This window comes from Sporacetigenium mesophilum DSM 16796, from assembly GCF_059569055.1.
The window spans coordinates 17,713-30,975 of sequence record NZ_JCANUR010000011.1 but is presented as its reverse complement, the minus strand read 5'-3'; the positions used below and the strand labels follow the sequence as shown (position 1 = coordinate 30,975).

Here is a 13,263-nt window from a genome sequence, read left to right as displayed (position 1 = left end):
CGTAGTATTGCATTCAATTTAATTATAATATTTTTTTATACTAATTTCTACATATTATGTAAATTATTACAATATATTTACATAATAATGTATTCATCAAATAACAATAAAACCCTTTATATTTTAACAAAAACTAAAATTCGCTATGTTCACGTCTTAAGCGGTATTGAAAACTAGGTACGTTACTCAAAATCGTATTTATTACCACAAAAAAAGAAGGTGCTATATAGCACCTTCTCTTATATAATACATTTTAGATTTATTTTAAAGTTTTAGCATATTCTTTAAGTTTTGCCTCTTCTTCATTTTTTGGTTCTGGTAAAACTATATTATGTGGCATTTTCTTACCGTTTTCATCAACACATATAAAAGTTGTAAATCCATCTACAATAACCTTATCTGTATCATCATTTTTTATAACCTTACCATACACAGTCATACTAGTATTTCCTGTATAAACAACTTTAGTTTCAAGAGTTATAATCTCTCCTTTTTTTACAGGGCAAGTGAATTTAAGTCCATGCATTTTTAAACAAACCATGTTGTCAGGATTTTTATATGTACTTGCAGCAGCAATAAATGCACCTTCTATAAACCATTCTGCCATTCTTCCAGCAAATAAAGTCCCATGGTGATTTAAATCTTCTGATTTCACTAACTTTGACATTGTATAGTGTTTCATTCTGTGCTCCCCCTTGTTCGTCTTATAATTTAAAAATAGAATTATTTACTATATTCATTTAATAATTGTAAAATCCTTCTTAAATTGATAATAATCATGTTTTAAAATAAAAAAGAAAGCATTTTTATATGCTTTCTTTTTAATTAACTATTTATTATTTTTTTAGTTGTTGAGTTATTGTATATACTATTTGGAACTACATTTATTAATTCATTTAATTTCTGCTTACATTTTTCCATATCGCCTTTTTCTTTGTATATCATGGCTATATTGTATAATGAGTGGTCGTAATAGTTGTCTTTTGCTGTATATCTACTAATATAGTTATTGTAGTATTTTAAAGCAGTATCATAATCCTTCATAGATTCATATATGCTACCTAATATAAATATAGATTCAGAAACATATAACTTGTCTTTTCCATATTCCGCAAGATATTCAAAACTCTTTATAGAATCTTTACGAAGCCCTCTCTTCTTTTCATCTAATGCTTTTTTGTAGAGAGCGTGTTCATCTGCAATTACAACTTCTTTTTTAATTATAGGTTTATTGTTTCCAATTTGAAACTTAAGATCATTGTTTTCTTTCTTTGAATTTGCTAAGTCTTCTTTATAATCTCCAACTTGAGTATTTAATGTACTAACTTGGTTGTTTAAATTCGATATTTCATTATAGCCATATATAGATTGACCTATTATGCCAGCTGCTAAAAGAACAATTATTGCTACAGGAATATTATTTTTTTTCTTAGTTTTATTAGGTTTAGCCTTTTTTTCTTTTGGCACTTTCTTAGTTGGCTTTTCAATATTTTCATCTATTTTATATACTCTTTTGTCTATAAACTTTATTACAATCTCATTGCTTTTATCTAGTGTCAAAGCTTTATTGAAATAATCCCTTGCAATTATTTCATCTTTTCTTTCCATACAAAGTAGCCCCAAAACTATGTATGGCTCTATAAGTTGAGGATATTCCTCTATTAAATTCTTAAATATTTGAGTTCCCTCTTCATATAAGCCTTCCTTAATAAATCTTATAGCATGATTGTATCTTTCTAAAAAAGTATCAAAGTCTACAGAGCTCATAATATCCATATACTTAGTTGCAATATCACTTTTTGTATAACCTACGCTTTTAGAAAAATAACTTACAGATTTATCAAAGCTACATTCTAAGAATGTACATATACCTAGTAAGTTTAATATATCTGCGTCTTTTGGATTTAGCTTTATAGCTTTATTTAGTTCATTTATTGCATTTGTTATGTCATTGTTTTTTACCATGTCTAAAGCATTGTTATACATTATATAAGAATCTATAACTGTATCTTTTTTATTTCCTTTTTCTATTACAGTTTTTTCAAGACCTTGCAGTAGCTCGTTTATATTATCACTAGTTAAATTTATTTTATTTATAGTATCTAAATTAACTTGATAATTATCCTCATCTATATTTGAATATTCATAAGAAATTTTTTCAAAGTTTTTAATATCTATGGTCTTAGGCTTTATGTTAAGTAAATCATCTTTTATATCTATGTTATTAATTTTAATCTCCTCCTTTTCGATATATTTCTTGTATATTATACACTATATTTCAATTTTTTTATACATTTCTAGTGTATAACTATATTCTTAAACCTTTTTACTATAGAAAATATCTATACACAAGTAGTTAGCTATAGTTTTTTTAAATTTTACAATACCTATAATAATACTATAAAATAAATTTAGTTACATATTAAAAAGGGGAGACGAAAATATGAAAAAAATAATCACAGCATTATTAGCAGTATTAATGGTAGTATCACTTACAGCTTGTACTTCAAAAACTTCAGAAGAACCTAAAGAAGAAAAAGTACTTAAAATAGGTGCAATACCTGATCAAGATGCAGCAAAATTAAGTAGGTCTCTTGGCGAACTTGAAAATTACCTTAGTGAAAAAATAGGAGTAAAAGTTGAGTATGTTCCTTCTAGTGACTATGCAGCTTTAGTAACTGCTTTTGAAAGAGGAGAAATGCACTTAGCTTGGTTTGGTGGACTTACTGGAGTTCAAGCTAGAGATTTAGTTCCTAATGCTCAAGCTATAGCTCAAAGACCTATGGACCAAGAATTCCACTCTGTCTTTATAACTCAAAAAAATATAGATGCTAAAGAATTAAAAGATTTAAAAGGATTAAGCTTTACATTTGGTAGTGAAAGTTCTACTTCTGGTCACTTAATGCCTCGTTACTTCTTAAAAGAAGCAGGAATTGATCCAACTAAGGATTTTGATGGTGCTCCAAACTACTCTGGTTCACACGATAAAACTTGGAAACTTGTAGAATCTGGATCTTTCCAAGCAGGGGTTTTAAATGAATCAGTATGGAAAAGCGCTGTTGATGAGAAAAAGGTAGATTTAAGTAAAGTAAATGTTGCCTATGTAACACCAGCTTATTATGATTATCACTGGACTGCAAACGAAAATATAGATAAAGAATTTGGCGAAGGTACTACAGATAAAATAAAAGAAGCACTACTTTCTTTAAATGATAAAGATAATGCAACGATAATGGAAGTTTTCCAATCAGATAAGTTTATAGAAACTAAAAATGAGAACTATGAAAAAATCCGTTCTGTTGCTAAAGAGCTAGGAATGGTTAAATAGTAGGTGATTAATATGTCAAATAAAGAAATGTTTAATTTAAATAATATATCAAAATACTATGGGGAGATGGAAGCTTTGTCTTCCCTTTCTTTGCCTATAGAAAAAGGTGAAATAATTGCATTAATTGGCCCTAGTGGTGCAGGTAAAACAACTTTATTAAATACTTTAGCTAATGTTGTAAAGCCTGACAATGGAGAGTTAATAATAGATAATATACCATCTAAGAACTATAATAATAAGAAATTATCTAAGAAATTAGGTATTATTCGTCAACAATTTGATTTGGTAGGTCCACTACCTGTAATTCACAATGTTTTAGCAGGTAGACTAAACGAATGGGGATTTTTTAAATCTGCCCTCTCTTTAATTTTTCCACAAGATAAGAATATAGCTATAAAATCACTTGAGAGAGTTGGTTTATTAGATAAAATATACGATAAAACATCTGACTTATCTGGAGGTCAACAACAAAGAGTTGCACTTGCAAGACTTTTAGTTCAAAATCCAGAAATAATATTAGCCGATGAGCCTGTATCATCATTAGACCCAGCTCGTGCTGATGATTTATTATCAATGTTAGTTGAACTTGTAAAAGAAGAAAATCAAACACTTATAGCAAGTCTTCACTCTGTAGAATATGCTAAAAAATACTTTACTCGTATAATAGCATTAAAGGACGGAAAAATATTCTTTGACCTTCCTACAGATGAAGTAACTGATAAAGATTTACATGACCTTTACAACATAAAGGAGTTGAGACAAAATGGAAAAAAGTTTGAAACAATCCCTCAACTTTCATAAAAGAAATATTTTGACTTTGTTGATGATTTTAGTTTTTCTTTTTAGTTTATCTTCTGTAAACTGGGGACCGGATTTACTGCACTCAGGTGGAAAAGCTACAATAATTCAAATTGTAAAAGCTTTTTTTAATCCTGAATTATCTTCAGATATAATTAAATTAGCTATAGAATCAACATGGTTAACACTAGCTTATGCCGTAGCTGGTATGTCTTTGGCAATTATAATAGCATTAATATTTGGAATTTTGGCATCTGGGGTATTAACATCTAATAACTATACTAAATCAATTTCTATGACTGTATTTAGAGGTGTCCTAGGATTTATGCGTGCTATACACGAATTAGTATGGGCATGGTTATTTGTAGCATCAATTGGATTATCACCTTTTGCTGCAATATTCGCTCTTGCTATTCCATATGGTGGTACACTTGGTCGTGTATTTGCCGATATACTCAACGATGTTTCAAAAGAGCCAATAAAGGCATTAAAGTCTAGTGGAGCATCAAAGCTTCAAATATTATTTTATGGTTATTTGCCAATAGCTATACCTAATATGATTAGCTATACTATGTATAGATTTGAATGTGCTATTCGTTCGTCTACAATTATGAGTTTTGTTGGATTAGGTGGTTTAGGATATCAAATTAACTTATCTTTAAACGACTTAAAATATAATGAAGTTTGGACATTTATGTTCTTTTTAATAGCATTAGTTGTATTAATTGATATTTGGAGTAATTTACTTCGAAAGAGGTTGGTAGCATGAAGCAAGGAGTAAAAGAATTAAAAAAGCCATTTAGAATTAATTTTGTTAAGTTTTCTTTAATCTTATTGTTAGTATTAGTTATATCATCATGGATGTTTATATTTAATGTTGAAAATGCAAATATCTCTGAGTTATTTTCAGATAAAAATATATCTTTTACAAAAAAGTTTTTAAGTTCTATGTTTGGAATAAATAATGACAATCCAGCATTTAAGGACATAAAAATGTGGCAATTAGCATTAAATCTTACCTACGAAACTTTGGTTATGAGTATTATGGCAATAGGATTTGCAACTATTGGAATGATTTTAACTGTAATTGCAGCTTCTAGAAACGTTGCAGATGGTACACTGACTTTATCCAAGAAGTGGTATAGTAAAATTTTATATGGAATAATACGTGTTTTATATATATTTTCAAGGGCCGTACCTGAGTTAATTTGGGCTATGATTATAATATTTATATTTAAGCCTGGGATATTACCTGGTGCCATAGCCTTAGCACTTCATAACTTTGGTATACTTGGAAAGCTATGTGCAGAAGTTATAGAAGATCTAGATTTAAGACCAATTAGAAATTTATCTTCTTCTGGAGCTTCTACTTCCCAAATTCTTATTTACGGTGTAATACCAATGGTAATGCCTAAGTTTATTACATTTATATTATATAGATGGGAAGTTATTATTCGTACAACGATAGTTGTAGGTTTTGTAGGCGCTGCAGGTCTTGGTCTAGAATTTAAGCTAGCTATGAGTTGGTTTAATTATACTGAAATAACTTTAATATTAATATGTTACATGATTCTTGTAGCTCTTTCTGATTTATTGTCAGAGGGATTTAGAAAATTAGTTCAATAGAAAAAGCCTATATCTTATTTTATAAGATGTAGGCTTTTATTGTGAAATTAAATTAATCTTATGTAAAACGCTATCAATTATTGCATCAGTTTTTGCATTGCCAAAATACCTAACGTGAATTACCCCTTTTCCCTTAGACGCAAATACATCTTTGAAATCCTTTGACTCATAGACAATTAAGTTATCAAAATCTTTATTATTTAATTTAATTAAATTTTTATCATCAGGTTCAATATCAAATCTTTTAATTAAATCAGAAATAAGATCTTCTGCCATAGATGGGTATCTAAGCTTATACACCCTTGTATTCATACTTGGAGAGTGTACATCTGAAACAACACCTTCTTCATAAGATGAGTATTGTATTGGTGCAAATATACTCCAGTTATGTTCATAATAATTAGCCCAATCAATATCCCCATCTAAGGATTCATGCCTAACTAAATTTGGATCCTTTTCTATATCTGCTAACCTTACAATAGGTAAATCATCACTATTACTCGGCAGTGTTTTTATATTATCTGACATAGTTGGTATTATAAGTGTAGTAAGAAATACCAGATATACTACTGCTCCTCTATAATTTAGTACCCGTTGTTTCTTCCATGGAGCGTTGTGATTAATTGGCTTTCCTCTTTCTAGATTTTTTCTCAAATTTGTAATATATATAGCTGCTTTTATTGAGTTAAATGATGAATATAGAAAATATATACTTAGTACAACAGGTTGAATATCTCTTGACTCTATTAAAGCTAAAGTATTTGTATCGCTAAACCATTTAGAATAATACATAGCTATAAACATAATTATTAATGCTATATTTATAAATGCAGCCCATACTAATTCTTTGCTTAATTTTTTCAATGTATATGATTGCTCGGCAGGATCTGTATAAAATTCTGATGCATTTAGTTCATATGGTGATGAAAATACATTTAAATTTCTATAACTTGTAACATATTGCCATCCCCTTTGTGAGTAATGTATCTTTTCTTCTTGTACTATATCCTCATTTGATGAAACGCCTATTCTATACCTTGTCTCTTTAGGCTCGCCCTTCTCAAATTTAACAAATATTAGTCCTATCTCATCTAAATGTAGACCCTGTAAAGCCATATCTTCAAACCAGCTTTCTTGTTCCCCAATACGCCAATATTCACCAAAACGCAATCTATAAGTTGCATTACCTATTGCAACCACCCCCTAATATAATATATGTACCAATCTATAAAATCATATATTATAGATTTCATACATGATAATACACAGTAATAGAAATTGTCATCTATCAAAAATATTTGATAATAGAATTATTAAAAGTGCTAATATTAAACCCATATCAGCATGACATCTGTAAGTTCTATGTTTTACTTATATAAAATGTAATTAAAAAAACTATTTATTATTCCACTCATACTCAGATTTTAAATTATTAGGTATTTCTGTTACATTTATCTCTTTCATTAACATAGAACTGTCCATTTCTCCAGATTTATAAAATGAAATTATCCAATCATCAGTAGAATAGCCTTTATATTCATAAACTTGGTCTTTCTTATCTCCATTAACTATACCAATTTGTGCTCCTTGTCCGCTATTGTCAACAGCACAAAAAGGAATATAAGTCCTATTTCCCCAAACAATCGCATGATAATCATTATTTTCTCGGGTTGTCATATTTTCCAATTTCTTATTACTCTGACCACATGAACTTAACATAATAGTTATTAAACACAGACTTATAAAATATATCAACTTTTTCATTTAATATCCCACCATAAATTCAAATTTAATTATATAGTAATTAGTTCTCAGTTTATAAAGATTACTCAATAAATATTGTTTATTTTTCATCATAATATCTTTCCAATATACTGTGGTATTGCCATTGTTATTACGCCTAGTCCTATTAAGAATAAGCCTGTAGTTGGAAAAACTCTCACTTTGATTTTTTTAATTCTACATCCTAATTCTTTCTTAAGCTCCTTATAAAAGGAAGTTTTTCTTATTTCTCTCAGATCAACTTCTACTGAATTGAAAGATTGTTTATAGGATATTATCTTATTATCGAAATCTCTTAAAATCACAGAGCTGACTTCTTCCTCATAAGATATTTCTTTTTCTTTTAAAATCTCAGTGAGCGTATCTAATACCATTTGAGAATTAACATTGGTTAAGGTATACCTTCCCATATTTATCATAACAGCTACTATAAATAAAAAAGCAATAAATAACAGATAAAACATCTCTCCCCATCCAATATATCTTAGGTCTAATAATATAGATATGATATTATTAGACCTTCCGCTTGACAAGACGTATTCAATATATCTTATAATATTAAATAATATGATAATAAAAATTGTAAAAATACTATCATACTCTCGCTTTATCATAAATTTTCTTCCTGTTAATACTATAAGTCCATATATTATTATTAAAATCCCTGTAATAGTAAAAGCAAACTCTTTAACTATAAACATGATTATTCCCCCTTATTAAGTTCTCACCAAAACAAATACCCTATTTAATACATAATAAATAAAAATTGCTAAGTAATTTTGAATTTATAATGAAAAGCTATTCTAATGTAAGGTCTACTGCAAGTTCATCAATTTCTAATTTATAATCGTTTTTATCGTAATACCTAACTTTAAATACAATAGAATCTCCTACTTTTAAATTTTCAATAGTTTCCCCCAGTTGCCCTAAATAAAGTTCTTTACCTTCTTTATTTGGGGCTTTTATTCCTGTAATTCCTATATTGTCTGCATATTGTATCTTGTGATTTCCTTTGATTTTATGTATGAAATAACGATTACTTGGAATTGGTGAAACTTCTACTGTAGTAATTTCATCTTTATGTTCTATATTTTCAATTTTTCCTATATAGTAGCCTCTTTGTTTATTTATATTGTAATTGTTAATAACCATAAGTAAATTAACTATCACTAAGATAAGTACAAAGTACTTTGGGAAAGACTTTTTAGTTCTCATATTTTTATTCTCCAATAAGATCCCCTCCTTTTATATTAGTTATATTAAATTAAACGAACTATGGAGTTTTTACAATAGCGAAACAAATGATGCGAAAAAACTGGATTAACTATAGAAGAGTATATTAATAGTAATTTATAATAAAAAAAGAAGCTTATATAATAAACCTTTATATTAGCTTCTTTTTTATTATAACATTTAGTAAAACAAATAATATAGTACAATTACTAACAATTTGCAAAGTTCTATGAACTTAGATAATCTAAGATTTTTACTATTTTATTATCTTTATAATAAATCCTTGGAACTCTTCTTGAAACCAAACTTAAAATTTCATTTCTATTGGTGTTAGCCCAGCTGGCAACTTGTGTAAGTTTGATTCCACTTTCTCCATAAAATATTACTTCATCATCTACAAACACATCTTTAATTTGAGTTATATCTACCATACATTGGTCCATACATATTGTTCCAATAATTTTAGCTCTTTGATTATTTATTGTAACATACCCTTTGTTTGATAATATTCTTGGAATTCCATCACCATATCCACAAGGAATAGTAGCAATTTTCATTTTTTGATTTGCTACAAATGTATAGTCATAACTTATCCCTTCCCCTTTTTCTATTTCTTTAATAAATGATATCTTAGCCTTAAAGGTTAGAACTGGTTTTAAATCCATAGATGATTTTCTACCATTGTATCCATATAAACTAGCACCTATTCTAACCATGTCCATATGGTAATTTGGATATGCTACAGCTCCAATACTGTCACATATATGTTTAATAGGTATATTTATCCCCTCTTTTTCAATTTGCTCTATAATGTTATCAAATAAATAAAATTGTTTATTGTCATTTTCTACATCCTTTAATGCTAAGTGAGAAAACATACCTTCTATATATAAATTTTTTAAATTTACTATTTCTTTTATTGTATCTATTAATTCTTTATCTACCCTAAATCCAAGCCTATTAAATCCTGTATCAACTTTAATGTGAATTTTTCCTATTTTAGATAATTCACTGCATATATTTGATACCTTTATCGCTTGTTCTATATTAAATATAGTTATAGTTATATTGTTTTTTATAGCTATATGAATATGTTCATTTGATATATAACCCATAACCAAAATAGGAATATCTTTATATATTTTTCTTATTTCCAATGCTTCATTTAATGATGCAACACAAATATAATCAACATCTTCTTCTATCATAACTTTTGCAACTTCTATAGCTCCATGGCCATATGCATTTGCTTTTAAAACTGCTCCTATTTTAGTATTATCTTTAAGCATCTTCCTTATTTCTTTAATATTATCTGATAAATTGTCTAGGTTTACTTCAACCCAAGTATTTCGCAATGTATCCATATTAACACCTCAATTATAACTAATATATAAGCTACATTTACATATTATATAATATACTGATTTTGTATTTAAAATAAACTAAGTTTTTTAATCATATTATTATTATGTATGTTTATTAATAAAATTAATAACTAAATGAGGTGATTTTTATATGGACAAAAATTTTATATATGAAAAAGCAAATGAAATAAAAGAATGGCTAATAAAAGTCAGACGTGATTTACATAAAACTCCAGAACTTGGAATGGAAGAATTTATAACTAGAGATAAAATAAAAAAATACTTAGATGAAATAGGAATTGAGTATTCAGAGTCAAAAAAACACACAGGAATAACAGGAATTATCCTTAATGAATCTGCAAATATGACAATTGCTTTAAGAGCTGATATAGATGCCCTTCCCATTGAAGAAAAAAGCCAATGTGATTATAAATCTATTCATGGCGGAAAGATGCATGCCTGTGGTCATGATGCCCATACTGCAATACTTTTGGGAGTTGCCAAAATATTAAATTCTATAAAAAATCAAATTCCTGTTAATGTTAAATTTCTGTTCCAACCAGCAGAAGAAACAGTTGGTGGTGCACAATTTATGATTGAAGATGGCTGTCTTGATAATCCTAAAGTAGATTATATATTAGGTCTTCATGTTATGCCTAATGTAGACACTGGATATATAGAAGTAAAACACAATACTTTAAATGCATCTACTGACACGATAAAAATAACTGTAGATGGAAAACAGGCACATGGTGCATATCCTGAAAATGGTGTTGATGCTATAGTCATAGGGGCTCATGTTATAACTGCTCTTCAAACTATAGTTAGTAGAAATATTGCACCAACAAATTCTGCAGTTTTATCTCTTGGAATAATAAAAGGTGGGATAAAGGAAAATATAATTTGTGATAAAGTTGAGATATCTGGCACATTAAGAACATTAGATCCAAAGACTCGTGCATTTGCAAAAGAAAGAATACATCAAATAGTAAAAGATGTTTCATCATCATTTGGCGGTGTTGGAACTGTTGAAATTGAAATAGGGTATGCCCCTTTAGTTAACAACAATTTTGTCGTTGATATAATAAAAGAACAAGGAAAAATACTACTTGGAGATGATAAGGTTTTAGTTAAAGAACATCCATCCCTTGGAGCAGAGGATTTTTCATTTTTCTTAGAACATACAAAGGGAGCTTTTTTCCATTTAGGCTGTAAAAATGAATCTAAAAATATAACTTCACCTCTTCATACTGCTGAGTTTAACATAGATGAAGATTGCTTACCTATAGGTGTAGCTATGCAAATTATGAATTTATTATCTTTAAGTAAAATATCGTAATTTATTTATATGGGGGTATATATATGAAAATATTTATTAGTTCTGATATAGAAGGAACTACAGGAATATCACATTGGGGTGAAACGGAGCTTACATCTGTTGAAGGAGAATTTTTTAGAAAACAAATGTCCAAAGAAGTTAATGCTGCATGTATTGGAGCTAATAAAATAGGATGTAGTGAAATATTTATTAAGGATGCCCATGGATCTGCTAGAACTATAGATCCATCACTACTTCCTGAAAATATCAAAATAATGAGAGATTGGGCTAGAAATCCACTTATTATGATGGCTGGAATAGATAAAAGTTTTGATGCCTGTTTATTTACTGGATATCACAGTGGTTCTAGTCAAAATGGAAATCCCCTTTCTCATACTATGCACTGCGATTATGACTATATAAAAATAAACGGGAAAGTTGCAACTGAATTTATGATAAATGCTTATACTGCTGCTATGTTTGATGTTCCTGTAGTATTTGTAAGTGGAGATGAAATGTTATGTGAATCTGCTAAAGAACTAAATCAAAATATAATAACAGTTCCTGTAATAAAAGGCATTGGTGATGCTTCTATATCTATTCATCCCAATTTAGCTTTAAAGCTTATAGAAGATAAGGTTTATGAGGCTTTGAATACAAACTTAGATAAGTACAAAATAGAATTGCCAAAGGAATTTAATATAGAAATACATTTTAGACAACACTATAGAGCGTATAAGGCATCCTTTTATCCAGATGTTAAACAAATAGATCCTCAAACAATATCTTTTAAAACAGATAATTACTATGAATTCTTAAGAATGTTTTTCTTTATATAGTAAAATAGCCACAAAATATTTAATTATATTTTGTGGCTATTTTTAGTTAACATTAAATTTTATTTATAAAGCTCTACTTTTTTATTAGTAGCATCTAACCTACATTTAACACCAAAAGGTATTGTTATCATAGGCATACAGTGACCTGATTTTAAGTTATATATACATGGTTTGTCGAACTTCTCTACTCTTTCTTTTAGTATTTCTTCTATTTCAAAATCATCATCATCTTGTTTGTCACAAGCATTGAAATCTCCAAATATTATTCCACAGCAATCATCAAACTTACCTGCTAGGGCTAATTGTGTAAGCATTCTATCTATTCTATATATAGGTTCTCCTATTTCTTCAATGAAAAGTATCTTTCCCTTTGCATCTATTTCATATTCAGTTCCTATAGTAGCTGTAAGTAATGCTAGGTTTCCACCTATTATTTCACCTTCAGCTACTCCTTCTACAAATGTATGAACCTTATTTTTCTTTGGATTTCTTAAATTTAGGTAATTTCCCATATTAAGTGCATCTAAAAGAGAGTTATAAGTAAAATCATCCCAATTCGGTGAGGTCAAACCCATTATCCCATGAAAAGTTACCAAACCACATTTTTGATTAAATGCAATATGCAAAGCTGTTATATCAGAAAACCCTATAAAAGCTTTAGGATTATTTTTTATTACTCTATAATCTATCATATCTAGTATTCTAGGTGTTCCATAACCACCTCTCATACACATAACTACATCTACATCACAATCTAAAAACATATCTTCTATATCTTTTGTTCTTAGTTCATCCGTCCCTGCTAAATACCCTTTATAATTTGAATAGCAGCTTCTTCCAAGCTTTACTTTATAACCTAAGTCATTTAAAGCATTAACTACTCCAGGAATTTTGTTTCTATCAAAAGGGCTAGAAGGAGCTACTATACCTATAGTGTCCCCCTTTTGTAAGCCTTTAGGAAATACCATAAGTTAC

14 protein-coding genes are annotated in these 13,263 nt (G+C 28.5%); 6 read left to right on the top strand and 8 right to left on the bottom strand.

Features of this window, described 5'->3' with window-relative positions:
- Positions 1-259 precede the first annotated feature (259 nt).
- Positions 260-682, bottom strand: coding sequence for an acyl-CoA thioesterase (locus tag BS62_RS09810; RefSeq protein WP_496491091.1), 423 nt, complete (start codon positions 680-682; stop codon positions 260-262).
- A gap of 143 nt (positions 683-825) precedes the next feature.
- Positions 826-1,986, bottom strand: a complete 1,161-nt coding sequence (locus tag BS62_RS09805) for a tetratricopeptide repeat protein (RefSeq protein ID WP_496491090.1) — start codon at positions 1,984-1,986, stop codon at positions 826-828.
- Between the two features lie 457 nt (positions 1,987-2,443).
- Between BS62_RS09805 and BS62_RS09800 the strand changes: the two genes are divergently transcribed.
- Genes BS62_RS09800 through BS62_RS09785 form a run of 4 tightly spaced genes read left to right on the top strand, consistent with a single transcriptional unit; the run spans position 2,444 to position 5,752 of the window.
- A complete protein-coding gene (locus BS62_RS09800) occupies positions 2,444-3,328 on the top strand; it encodes a putative selenate ABC transporter substrate-binding protein (protein ID WP_496491089.1) in 885 nt (294 codons plus the stop codon).
- Positions 3,329-3,340: 12 nt separating this feature from the next.
- Positions 3,341-4,129, top strand: a complete 789-nt coding sequence (locus BS62_RS09795) for a phosphonate ABC transporter ATP-binding protein (protein ID WP_496491088.1) — start codon at positions 3,341-3,343, stop codon at positions 4,127-4,129.
- Complete coding sequence (locus BS62_RS09790; RefSeq protein WP_496491087.1) at positions 4,092-4,895, top strand: PhnE/PtxC family ABC transporter permease; 804 nt, start codon at positions 4,092-4,094, stop codon at positions 4,893-4,895. The genes BS62_RS09795 and BS62_RS09790 overlap by 38 nt, the downstream gene beginning before the upstream one ends.
- The gene (locus BS62_RS09785) at positions 4,892-5,752 is read left to right on the top strand and encodes a PhnE/PtxC family ABC transporter permease (RefSeq protein WP_496491086.1); all 861 of its coding nucleotides are present in this window, start codon (positions 4,892-4,894) and stop codon (positions 5,750-5,752) included. The genes BS62_RS09790 and BS62_RS09785 overlap by 4 nt, the downstream gene beginning before the upstream one ends.
- A gap of 36 nt (positions 5,753-5,788) precedes the next feature.
- On the opposite strand, the gene BS62_RS09780 is transcribed toward BS62_RS09785, so the two are convergent.
- The 5 genes from BS62_RS09780 to alr all read right to left on the bottom strand — a co-directional run bounded on the left by BS62_RS09780 (position 5,789) and on the right by alr (position 10,131).
- Positions 5,789-6,952: a DUF2812 domain-containing protein gene (locus tag BS62_RS09780; RefSeq protein WP_496491085.1), complete on the bottom strand. Its 1,164-nt coding sequence runs from the start codon at positions 6,950-6,952 to the stop codon at positions 5,789-5,791.
- 195 nt (positions 6,953-7,147) lie between these two features.
- Positions 7,148-7,516 carry a hypothetical protein gene (locus tag BS62_RS09775; RefSeq protein ID WP_496491084.1) on the bottom strand — a complete coding sequence of 123 codons (369 nt, stop codon included), beginning with the start codon at positions 7,514-7,516 and terminating at the stop codon, positions 7,148-7,150.
- An 89-nt stretch (positions 7,517-7,605) separates the two neighbouring features.
- Complete coding sequence (locus tag BS62_RS09770) at positions 7,606-8,235, bottom strand: hypothetical protein (RefSeq protein WP_496491083.1); 630 nt, start codon at positions 8,233-8,235, stop codon at positions 7,606-7,608.
- A 97-nt stretch (positions 8,236-8,332) separates the two neighbouring features.
- Positions 8,333-8,764 carry a hypothetical protein gene (locus tag BS62_RS09765; RefSeq protein WP_496491082.1) on the bottom strand — a complete coding sequence of 144 codons (432 nt, stop codon included), beginning with the start codon at positions 8,762-8,764 and terminating at the stop codon, positions 8,333-8,335.
- Positions 8,765-8,994: 230 nt separating this feature from the next.
- The gene (alr, locus tag BS62_RS09760) at positions 8,995-10,131 is read right to left on the bottom strand and encodes an alanine racemase (RefSeq protein WP_496491081.1); all 1,137 of its coding nucleotides are present in this window, start codon (positions 10,129-10,131) and stop codon (positions 8,995-8,997) included.
- A 151-nt stretch (positions 10,132-10,282) separates the two neighbouring features.
- Between alr and BS62_RS09755 the strand changes: the two genes are divergently transcribed.
- Complete coding sequence (locus tag BS62_RS09755; protein ID WP_496491080.1) at positions 10,283-11,470, top strand: M20 metallopeptidase family protein; 1,188 nt, start codon at positions 10,283-10,285, stop codon at positions 11,468-11,470.
- A 23-nt stretch (positions 11,471-11,493) separates the two neighbouring features.
- The gene (locus BS62_RS09750; protein ID WP_496491079.1) at positions 11,494-12,288 is read left to right on the top strand and encodes a M55 family metallopeptidase; all 795 of its coding nucleotides are present in this window, start codon (positions 11,494-11,496) and stop codon (positions 12,286-12,288) included.
- A 59-nt stretch (positions 12,289-12,347) separates the two neighbouring features.
- Here BS62_RS09750 and BS62_RS09745 read toward each other — a convergent pair whose 3' ends face one another.
- Positions 12,348-13,256 carry a S66 peptidase family protein gene (locus BS62_RS09745; protein ID WP_496491078.1) on the bottom strand — a complete coding sequence of 303 codons (909 nt, stop codon included), beginning with the start codon at positions 13,254-13,256 and terminating at the stop codon, positions 12,348-12,350.
- Positions 13,257-13,263: the final 7 nt, after the last annotated feature.